This window comes from Pseudomonas sp. FG13 (assembly GCF_057809755.1).
In genome coordinates, this window is the sequence record NZ_JBMDKO010000025.1 from 70,968 (window position 1) to 81,176 (window position 10,209).

11 protein-coding genes are annotated in these 10,209 nt (G+C 58.6%); 3 read left to right on the plus strand and 8 right to left on the minus strand.

The window, feature by feature from the left end:
- Positions 1-53: 53 nt before the first annotated feature.
- From coq7 to hemJ, 6 genes are all read right to left on the minus strand, one after another.
- Entirely contained in the window at positions 54-701 is a 648-nt protein-coding gene (gene coq7, locus ACODTO_RS19340; RefSeq protein WP_139640561.1) for a 2-polyprenyl-3-methyl-6-methoxy-1,4-benzoquinone monooxygenase, read from the minus strand.
- Between the two features lie 74 nt (positions 702-775).
- On the minus strand, positions 776-1,114 hold the full coding sequence (locus tag ACODTO_RS19345; RefSeq protein ID WP_139640559.1) for a histidine triad nucleotide-binding protein: 339 nt from the start codon (positions 1,112-1,114) through the stop codon (positions 776-778).
- A 79-nt stretch (positions 1,115-1,193) separates the two neighbouring features.
- Positions 1,194-1,982 (minus strand): SDR family NAD(P)-dependent oxidoreductase, encoded by a 789-nt coding sequence (locus ACODTO_RS19350; protein WP_139640557.1) that lies wholly within the window; start codon positions 1,980-1,982, stop codon positions 1,194-1,196.
- Between the two features lie 62 nt (positions 1,983-2,044).
- On the minus strand, positions 2,045-3,001 hold the full coding sequence (locus tag ACODTO_RS19355) for a DUF805 domain-containing protein (protein WP_139640555.1): 957 nt from the start codon (positions 2,999-3,001) through the stop codon (positions 2,045-2,047).
- A gap of 51 nt (positions 3,002-3,052) precedes the next feature.
- Positions 3,053-4,021: an NAD(P)H-dependent flavin oxidoreductase gene (locus tag ACODTO_RS19360; RefSeq protein WP_139640553.1), complete on the minus strand. Its 969-nt coding sequence runs from the start codon at positions 4,019-4,021 to the stop codon at positions 3,053-3,055.
- 35 nt (positions 4,022-4,056) lie between these two features.
- A complete protein-coding gene (hemJ, locus tag ACODTO_RS19365; RefSeq protein WP_139640552.1) occupies positions 4,057-4,488 on the minus strand; it encodes a protoporphyrinogen oxidase HemJ in 432 nt (143 codons plus the stop codon).
- 134 nt (positions 4,489-4,622) lie between these two features.
- On the opposite strand from hemJ, the gene argC reads away from it, so the two are divergent.
- Both argC and erpA read left to right on the plus strand, forming a co-directional pair.
- Entirely contained in the window at positions 4,623-5,657 is a 1,035-nt protein-coding gene (argC, locus tag ACODTO_RS19370) for an N-acetyl-gamma-glutamyl-phosphate reductase (RefSeq protein WP_139641633.1), read from the plus strand.
- Between the two features lie 127 nt (positions 5,658-5,784).
- Positions 5,785-6,135 carry an iron-sulfur cluster insertion protein ErpA gene (gene erpA, locus ACODTO_RS19375; RefSeq protein ID WP_003177727.1) on the plus strand — a complete coding sequence of 117 codons (351 nt, stop codon included), beginning with the start codon at positions 5,785-5,787 and terminating at the stop codon, positions 6,133-6,135.
- Between the two features lie 83 nt (positions 6,136-6,218).
- Here erpA and ACODTO_RS19380 read toward each other — a convergent pair whose 3' ends face one another.
- Positions 6,219-7,310, minus strand: coding sequence for an anhydro-N-acetylmuramic acid kinase (locus tag ACODTO_RS19380; protein WP_139640549.1), 1,092 nt, complete (start codon positions 7,308-7,310; stop codon positions 6,219-6,221).
- A 3-nt stretch (positions 7,311-7,313) separates the two neighbouring features.
- Entirely contained in the window at positions 7,314-8,729 is a 1,416-nt protein-coding gene (locus ACODTO_RS19385; RefSeq protein WP_139640547.1) for a peptidoglycan DD-metalloendopeptidase family protein, read from the minus strand.
- A gap of 210 nt (positions 8,730-8,939) precedes the next feature.
- On the opposite strand from ACODTO_RS19385, the gene tyrS reads away from it, so the two are divergent.
- The gene (tyrS, locus tag ACODTO_RS19390; protein ID WP_139640545.1) at positions 8,940-10,139 is read left to right on the plus strand and encodes a tyrosine--tRNA ligase; all 1,200 of its coding nucleotides are present in this window, start codon (positions 8,940-8,942) and stop codon (positions 10,137-10,139) included.
- The last annotated feature ends 70 nt before the right edge of the window (positions 10,140-10,209 follow it).

Here is a 10,209-nt window from a genome sequence, read left to right on the forward strand (position 1 = left end):
AAAGGCGACGGAAGTCGCCTTTTTTGTTTTCTGAAAGCACGGGGATGCTTCTGTCAGATCCGATAAGTGCTCTTGGTCATGACCTTCGCCAGCAGACTCATGCCGAATTTCACCGGTGCCGGAAAGCGGAAACCACCGGCCTCCAATGCGCTTTCTGCATGGTGTTCTTCATCTTCGCGCATCTGCTCCAGGATCGCCCGCGACTTTTCATCCTCCGCCGGCAATTGCTCCAGGTGTTCATTCAGGTGCTTACACACCTGATGTTCGGTGGCGGCAACGAAACCGAGGCTGACCTTATCGCTGATCAGCCCGGCGACGGCGCCTATTCCGAATGACATCCCGTAGAACAGCGGATTCAGCACGCTGGTATGGCTGCCCAGTTGGCGAATGCGTTGTTCGCACCAGACCAGGTGGTCGACTTCTTCCTCGGCGGCATGCTCCATTGCCTCACGCACCTTAGGCAGCTTCGCTGTCAGCGCCTGGCCCTGGTACAACGCCTGGGCACAGACCTCGCCGGTGTGGTTGATACGCATCAGTCCGGCAACATGGCGGGTCTGCTCGTCACTCAGTTGCGCGTCCGGCTGCACGATGGCCGGGGATGGGCGGTACGGTTGACCACTGAAGGGCAACAGCGTGCGCATCGCGGTATCGGCCTGCAACAGCAGGCGGTCAATCGGCGAGTAGTGACGTTGGGTAGTCATGCTTACCTCCGGAAGAAATCACGGCGGCCAGTTTAACCCAATTGGCCGCTCAGGATTTGCGTTGGGTCAGGGTCTCAACCCGGCGGCCAGTTCATCTGGCGCTGCCCGAGTACGTGCATATGAATGTGATAGACGGTCTGTCCGCCAAGTTCATTGCAGTTCATCACCACACGGAAACCGTCCTCGCAGCCCTGTTCCTTGGCGAGGCGCTGGGCTGTGAACAGGATATGTCCGGCCAGCGCCTTGTCTTCCTCGGTCAGGTCATTGAGGGTGCGAATCGGCTTTTTCGGAATGACCAGGAAATGCACTGGCGCCTGTGGGGCGATGTCGTGGAATGCCAGGACCTGGTCATCCTCGTAGATGATCTTCGCCGGGATTTCCCGGTTGATGATCTTGGTAAACAAAGTATCCACAGCTGTTCTCCCTTTGGTTGTGGAAGTCGAGTGTACTGAAGGTTCGGTGGCTGAGCCCGGGTTTCCATTCAAATTTCATTCAGCGTGGGCAGTACGCCTTGTTGATCAAGCCGGCGATGCTTCGCACCATCCATCGCGAGCCTAGCCGCGGGAGCATGGCGAGCCAGCGATTGCGGCGTCCGGGAATGATGATCGCTCGGTTTCTGTCGAGAGCGCGCACGGCATACAACGCTACTTCTTCCGGGCTCATCAGCAGGTTACCGTGCTTTAGTTTCTGTTCGTCGAGATGTGCCTTGGCGAAGAAGCCGGTCTGGGTCGGACCAGGGCAAAGGACCGACACCTTGATCGCGCATTTCTTCAGCTCGACTCGCAGGGCTTCGGAGAAGTGCAGCACATAGGCCTTGCTGGCGTAATAGGTGCTCATCCAGGGGCCCGGCTGGAAAGCTGCAATCGAGGCCACGTTCAGGATCTGCCCGCCGCCATGCAGTGCCATGCTATTGCCAACGGCGTGACAGAGGCGTGTCAGGGCGAGAATGTTGACTTCGATCAGGTCCTGCTCGGTCATCCAGTCCTGGCCCAGGAACGGGCCACAGGTACCGATACCCGCGCAATTGACCAGCAGATCGATCTGGCGCTCGCTTTCCTCCAGTTCCAGCAGGAAACCTGAAAGTCGTAGCGGCTCCCCCAGGTCGCATGCCCGGAAAAGTACCTCCACGCCAAACCGCTGGGTCAGTTCTATCGCAATGCTTTCCAACCGATCACGTTGTCGGGCCACCAGCAGCAGATTGCGGCCGCGCCGGGCCAAAGCTTCGGCCATGGCCAGGCCAATGCCACTGGAGGCGCCAGTGATCAGGGCGTAACGGGTCATGCAGTTCTCCATCGCAATGGCCCGTCGCCAGTGGACTTGACTGTCATAGGAACGAGGGGCGCTTACTGTTCCTCGGAGTCTACAGAAGGTGCCTCTGCCTCGGCAGGTTCTTCGGCAGGTTCCGCAGCATCTTCATCCGTGGATTCGCTGCTTTCGTAGCTGCTCAGCGAGCTGGTGCCGTAATCCTCTTCGATGGCACTGAAGACGCCAGCCACGGTCGCGAAGATGATCAGTACGATCATGACGAGCCAGAGCGACGCAAGTACCTTGACCCCGGTGTTGTTACGCGGCGGAGGAGGGCCATAGCGATTGGCGCCCTCATTGCCGGGGGCGAAAATGAGCACAAACGGAAAGACGCTGCCCACGAATGGGATGAGGTTCAACAGCCACAGCCAGCCGGACCAGCCAAGGTCATGCAGGCGCTGGACGTTGAACTGGATGCTGACGTAGGCAAAGCCGAGAAAAACGACCGCTGCCAGCAAACCGCCGACGATCATTGCTGCTATCGATCCCGAGGTGAAAATCCATGCCGCTCCGAGTGCGAAGGCCACGCCAACCACTAGCATCATGACCAGGGTCAGGGCCATGGTCCAGGCCAGGTATCGCAGGCGTCCGATGCGCCCATCGAAGCTGAACGGCTTGAGCGTGGCGTATTCGGCAACGGCGTCACCGACATGGGCCCGGGGTGGTGCGTACGGGGAGGCCGGTTCGATGAGCGATTCGGGGTGACGCCCGCTCGTGGCCGGTGACGAGTGCTGCACTTCGTCGAGATTCAGCTGGAGGGCAGGCTCGGCTTCGATGCGCGCATCAATCCCGCTCTGGTTGAGGGCCTCCAGATACTTCTGCGCCTCGTTTTGGGACAGGTTGCTTTTCAGGGCCACCTTGTGTCCGCCGAACAGACGCTCGATGGCGCTGATGTCGCTCTTGAACAGGTTGGCGAGGTTGAGTTTAGCGGTGGCCGCATCGACGCCCGGCAGTAGGGTTCCGTCGAATACGATGTTGAAACGGGTTTCGCTCATGACGGGCATCCTTGTCATTGAAAGTTTGATATTTGTTAGATCAGGCAGGTTTCAGCGGGGCCATCGGCCGCCAAGCTGTACCGCTCGGGCCTGGGCCTCACGGTATTCTTCATCCAGGCGCGCAACCAGCTGGTCGACGCTGGGCAAATCACTGATTTCCCCAACGCCCTGACCTGCGGACCAGACGGTTTTCCAGGCTTTGGCTTCATCGCTCAATGGTTTGAGTTTCGAACCGGAAGCCGCGTCACTTTTGCCTTGCAGGGCGGCCAGGTCAAAGCCTGCGTTTTCCAGGCTTTGGCGCATGAAGCTGGCCGGTACACCGGACACGGCAGGAGTATGCACGATGTCTGCGGCTCGGGATGTGAGCAACATCTCTTTATAAGCGTCAGGCGCGTGACTTTCAGTCGTGCCGATAAAGCGTGTTCCCAGGTAGGCCAGATCCGCGCCGAGTATTTGTGCCGCGAGGATCTGATGGCCGTGATTCAGACACCCCGCAAGCAGCACGGTCTTGTCGAAGAATTGCCGGATTTCGGCGATCAGCGAAAAAGGGCTCCAGGTCCCCGCATGTCCACCCGCACCGGCGGCAACGGCGATCAGGCCGTCGACACCGGCTTCGGCGGCTTTCTCGGCATGACGACGTGTGGTCACGTCGTGAAAGACCAGGCCTCCATAGCTATGGACGGCGTCGACCAGTTCCTTGACTGCGCCAAGGCTGGTGATGACGATCGGCACCTTGTGCTCGATGCAGATGGCCAGGTCGGCCTGAAGCCTTGGATTGCTTTGGTGGACGATCAGGTTGACGGCATAGGGCGCAGGGTCCTCCATGCTTGCCAGGCCCGCTTCGATTTCTTCCAGCCAAGTCTTGAAACCGCTGCTTTCGCGCTGGTTCAGTGCAGGGAAACTGCCGACGATGCCATTACGACAGCAAGCCAGCACCAGCTGTGGATTGGAGATCAGGAACATCGGTGCCGCCACGACGGGCAGGCGCAAACGTTGTTCAAGCAGAGCGGGTAGCGACATGGGAAGTACCCCGGATGAAGAGTGCCGATAGGAAGTCAGAACGGTCGGACGACGACCAGGATGACGATAGCCAGCAATATCAGTACCGGCACCTCATTGAACCAGCGATAAAAGACATGACTGCGGGTATTTTCACCACGAGCGAAGCGTTTTACCTGGGCTCCGCACATGTGGTGATAACCGATCAGCAACACCACGAGGGTCAGCTTTGCGTGCATCCAGCCACCTTGGCTGAAGTAGGCGCCGGCGTTGAGACTGAGCAGCCAGATGCCAAACACCAGGGTGGCAATCATCGCCGGCCCCATGATGCCGCGATACAACTTGCGCTCCATGACGCTGAAACGTTCCTTGCTGACACTGTCCTCGCTTTGAGCGTGATAGACGAACAGGCGAGGCAGATAGAACAGGCCGGCGAACCAGCAGACCATACTGACAATGTGAAGTGCTTTGAGCCACAGATAGAGCATTTTTGGCGATTCCCAATTTTACGGTCGTTCGATAGTAGTCATTCATGCGCCCACACGTCACCTTGGCGGTTGTCGGCAGGCTGCGCGGCCCCTATTATCGACGGCTTTCCAGTGGGTTCGTTGAGGGCAGGTTTATGGTCAAGGTCGGTATCGTCGGCGGCACGGGTTACACCGGTGTCGAACTGCTGCGTCTGTTGGCGCAGCATCCGCAAGTTGAGGTGGTGGTCATTACCTCCCGATCCGAGGCCGGTCTGGCTGTTGCCGACATGTATCCGAACCTGCGAGGCCATTACGATGGCCTGGCGTTCAGCGTTCCGGACATCAAGACCCTGGGCGCCTGCGATGTGGTGTTCTTCGCTACGCCGCATGGTGTCGCCCACGCCCTGGCGGGTGAGCTGCTGGCCGCCGGGACCAAGGTCATCGATCTCTCGGCGGACTTCCGCCTGCAGGACGCGGATGAGTGGGCCAAGTGGTACGGACAGCCCCATGGCGCCCCGGATCTGTTGGACGAAGCGGTCTATGGGTTGCCGGAAGTCAATCGCGAAAAAATCCGGCAGGCACGGCTGATCGCGGTACCGGGTTGCTATCCGACTGCCACGCAGTTGGGCTTTCTGCCGCTGCTCGAGGCGGGCCTTGCCGATACCTCGCGTCTGATCGCCGACTGCAAGTCCGGTGTCAGTGGCGCCGGTCGTGGTGCCAGCGTCGGTTCGTTGTATTCCGAGACTTCGGAGAGCCTGAAAGCGTACGCCGTCAAAGGTCACCGTCATCTGCCTGAAATTCGCCAGGGCCTGCGCCGGGCGGCGGGCAAGGATGTCGGCCTGACGTTCGTGCCGCACCTGACGCCAATGATCCGCGGCATCCACTCCACACTGTATGCAACTGTTGTAGACCGCTCTGTGGACCTGCAAGCGCTGTTCGAGAAGCGCTATGCCGACGAACCGTTCGTCGACGTGATGCCTGCAGGCAGCCACCCGGAAACGCGCAGTGTGCGGGGCGCGAATGTCTGCCGGATTGCGGTGCATCGTCCACAGGATGGCGATCTGGTCGTGGTGTTGTCGGTCATTGATAACCTGGTCAAGGGCGCGTCCGGTCAGGCGGTGCAGAACCTGAACATTCTGTTCGGCCTGGATGAGCGGCTGGGCTTGTCCCATGCGGGGATGTTGCCTTAACAGCGGTCTTGGGCGGCAAGCTTCAGGCTTGCCGCTGCTCTTCTAATAGTTGACCGATTTTCTAGGAGAAGCGGATAATGCCTGCCATTAGGCATTATGGCGGCGTCAGCGCCGGGAGATATTCAGCATGAGCGTCGAAACCTTCACTCCCACGGCTTTGCAATTCACCCACGGTGCCGCGCACAAGGTGAAGAGCCTCGTCGATGAAGAGGGAAATGATCGTTTGAAGCTGCGCGTCTTCGTGACGGGCGGCGGTTGTTCGGGTTTTCAGTACGGCTTCACGTTCGATGAAGAAGTGGCCGAAGATGACACCATTGTCGAGCGCGAAGGCGTCAGTCTGGTGGTCGATCCCATGAGTTTCCAGTACCTGGCCGGTGCCGAGGTGGACTACCAGGAAGGTCTGGAAGGTTCACGTTTCGTGATCAAGAACCCTAACGCTACCACCACTTGTGGCTGCGGTTCTTCGTTCTCGATCTGATCGCCGCGGACCGCTTCAGCAAAACGCCGCAGTGTCTAGTGGGCCCTGCGGCGTTTTGCTGTCCAGCGTTCAAGCAGGCGAGATCAAGCGGGGTAGATAGCACCGAGTACACGCAAGCCGCATGCGCCTGTAACGCTTGGGCGATTTGCAGGAATGTTTTCCAGGCAGCAATGCGCGAGCCACGCGAAGGCCATGGCTTCGACCCAATCCGGGTCTACGCCGTAAACAGCCGTGCTGCTGACCTTGGTGCTCGGCAGGAGATCGGCCAGGCGCTTCATCAGCGTGTGGTTGTGCACACCGCCGCCGCAGATCAGCAGTTCATCAGTATGCGGTTGGGCACTTTGCAGTGATTCAACGATGGTCAGCGCCGTCAGTTCGAGCAACGTGGCCTGCACGTCTTCGGCAGCGAAAGTGGGTAAATGCGACAGATGCCGGGTCAGCCAGGGCAGGTTGAATACTTCCCGCCCGGTGCTTTTTGGACCCTTGGTCAGGAAGAAAGGGTCGCTGAGCAGGGCCTTGAGTAATGTCGGCTCTACCTTGCCGCTCGCTGCCCACTGGCCGTCACGATCGAAATGCTCATTGCGCTGTTGATGAATCCAGGCATCCAGCAATACGTTGCCGGGGCCGCAATCGAAACCGGCCACGGACTTTTCAGGTTCTATCAGACTGAGGTTGCTGAAGCCGCCGACGTTCAGCACGGCACGGTGGCCGAGCTGCCCTTCAAACAGCGCTTCATGAAATGCGGGAACCAGCGGCGCGCCTTGTCCACCGGCGGCGACATCGCGGCTGCGGAAGTCGCTGACGACGGTAATCCCGGTCAGCTCGCTCAATAGTGCGGGGTTGCCAATCTGCACGGTAAACCCGCGTGCTGGCTCGTGACGGATGGTCTGACCATGGCTGCCAATTGCCCTCACATCCTCCGGCTTGAGCTTCTGACTGTCGAGCAGGACATGAATGCCTTGTGCCGCCAGGCGTACCCAGTTCTGCTGGGCAATGGCGGAGCGGGCGATTTCGTCGGGCCCGCTGCTGCACAAGCCAAACAGCTCGGTGCGCAGCGCGTCGGGCATGGGAATGTAGTGCGTGGCAACCAATCTGATCGCCGGGGTCAGTTCAACCAGTGCGATGTCCAGGCCATCCAGGCTGGTTCCGGACATCACACCAATATAAAGCGCCATGGCCTAGCGTTTGCTCGAGGCCAGCAGCGTAGCCTTTTCTTGATCCATACGAGCCATCAAAGGTTGGCTTTGAGCCAGGAAGCGCGCGCGTTCGGATTTGGCGATCGGGTCGGCCATTGGCAGTTTCTGGCCGAGTGGGTCGACGTGAACGCCGTTGACCTGGAATTCATAGTGCAGGTGCGGACCGGTGGACAGACCAGTGGTACCGATGTATCCGATTACCTGGCCTTGCTTTACGGTGCTGCCAGTCGTCACGCCTTTGGCGAAGCCCTGCATGTGGCCGTACAAGGTGCGATAGGTGTTGCCGTGCTGGATGATCACCGTGTTGCCATAACCGCCACGACGTCCGGCCAGCAGTACCTTGCCGTCACCGGCGGCCTTGATGGGCGTGCCGCGGGGGGCGGCATAGTCGACGCCCTTGTGGGCGCGGATCTTGTTCAGGATCGGGTGTTTGCGGCCTGCGGAGAACTTCGAACTGATGCGGGCGAAGTCAACCGGTGTCCGGATGAAGGCCTTGCGCATGCTGTTGCCGTCGGCGGTGTAGTAGCTGCTGTTGCCTTGTTTGTTGGTGTAGCGCACTGCCGTGTAGGTCTTGCCACGGTTGGTGAAGCGCGCGGAAAGGATCGGACCGTTGCCGACGCTCTTTCCATTGACCACTTTCTGCTCGTAGATGACATCGAACTCGTCACCCTGGCGAATATCCTGGGCGAAGTCGATGTCGTAGCCAAAGACACTGGCCATGTCCATCGTCAGGCTGTGGGAAAGACCGGCGCGTGCGGCCGATTGCGATAGCGAGCTGTTGATCACGCCATGAACGTATGCCGAGCGTACGGTTGGCTTGGCGGTCACGCGGTTGAATACATAACCCTTGTCATTCTTGGTCAGGGTAATGCTTTCCAGATCGCTCAGCTTGGTGTGCAGGTTGGTCAGTTGTCCCTCGGGGTTGAGCTCGAACTCGAGCTTCTGGCCGTGTTTCAACTGAGTGAATTGCTTGGCTTGTTTGTCGCTGGCCAGAACTTCATGGACTGATGCGGCGGGCAGGCCAACCTTTTCGAAGAGGGTGGACAGCGTGTCGCCTTTGGCTACGATCACCTCACGGTGCCCCGGCTCCTTCTTTTCTTCCACGGCTGGAGGTTGTGCCTGGGCGGCCTCGGTCGTGTCATCGGCGCTATCGTCTATCTGCGCGAAAGGGGAGGCAGCCGGTTCGTTTGTGGCTTGAACGGCTTCGGCAGCGTCTTGTTCTTGTGTCAGTTGTTCAGCGGGACTTTCCAGTTCAAGACTCAGAGTCGTCTTTTTGGCTTCAACATCGCTGGAAGGGAACACCAGGAGCGCCAGGCTAAGGAGGGCTGCGATGCCGCTTGCGGCGAGCAGGTGGGTCTTTGGGTAAAGCGGCGGCGCTTTAGACGGTTCTGTGGTCATAAGTAATTTGACTTTTGAAAATATGAATTGGAAAAGATGAATGACATGATGAAGATGAAATAACTGTATAAAATATAACCAAATCCCCTGCGAAGCAAGCCCGCACGCGCTCTGCTTGCGGATTGGTGTCCGCGCGCCGGGCAAACCTTGTATTTGGTGCGCGATCTTGTATGGTTGGGGCCCTTTGAATCTGAGCCTTGCGGGTCTGTTATGAAGTCGGTTGAAGAGCAGCTAGCGCTGATCAAACGTGGTGCGGAAGAACTGTTGGTCGAGTCCGAGCTGGTCGAGAAGCTCAAGCGCGGGCAGCCGCTGCGTATCAAGGCTGGTTTCGATCCGACGGCGCCCGATCTGCACTTGGGTCATACCGTGCTTATTAACAAGCTGCGCCAGTTCCAGGATCTGGGGCATCAGGTCATCTTTCTCATCGGTGACTTCACCGGGATGATCGGTGATCCAAGCGGGAAGAGCGCAACGCGTCCACCGCTGACCCGCGAACAGGTTCTCGATAATGCCGAGACCTACAAGACGCAGGTGTTCAAGATTCTTGATCCGGCCAAGACCGAAGTGGCTTTCAACTCCACCTGGATGGATCAGATGGGGCCGGCGGATTTCATTCGCCTGACCTCCCAGTACACCGTGGCTCGCATGCTCGAGCGCGATGACTTCGATAAGCGCTATACAACCAATCAGCCGATCGCTATCCATGAATTTCTCTACCCGCTTGTGCAGGGCTATGACTCGGTCGCGTTGCGCGCGGACGTCGAGCTCGGCGGTACGGATCAGAAGTTCAACCTGTTGATGGGGCGCGAACTGCAGCGTGGCTATGGGCAGGAAGCTCAGTGCATCCTGACCATGCCGTTGCTGGAAGGTCTGGATGGTGTGAAGAAGATGTCCAAATCGCTGGGCAACTACGTTGGCATTCAGGAAGCGCCGGGCGTTATGTACGGCAAGCTGGTTTCCATTCCTGACGCGTTGATGTGGCGTTATTTCGAGCTGTTGAGTTTCCGCTCCATGGATGAGATCAATGCGTTCCGCGCAGATGTCGAGGCAGGGGCTAACCCGCGGGACATCAAGATCAAGTTGGCTGAAGAGATCGTTGCTCGCTTCCATGGTGAAGAAGCTGCGGCCAATGCTCATCGTGCGGCGGGTAACCGCATGAAGGATGGCGAGCTTCCAGATGATCTGCCAGAGATCGAGCTGTCTGCTACCGAGGCTATGCCGATCGCTGCCGTCCTTAATAAGGCGGGGTTGGTCAAGAACGCTGCGGTGGCGCGAGACCTCCTGGGGTCGGGCGGGGTGCGTATAGATGGTGAGGTTGTGGATCGCACCTATATATATGAGTTGGGCTCTACCCATGTATGTCAGGCGGGTAAGAAGGCTTTTGCACGTATCACGCTGAAATCTGAATAAGATTGCGAAATAGGTGTTGACGGCAGATTCTGAGTCTCTATAATTCGCCCCACTTCCGGCGCAGTCGAAA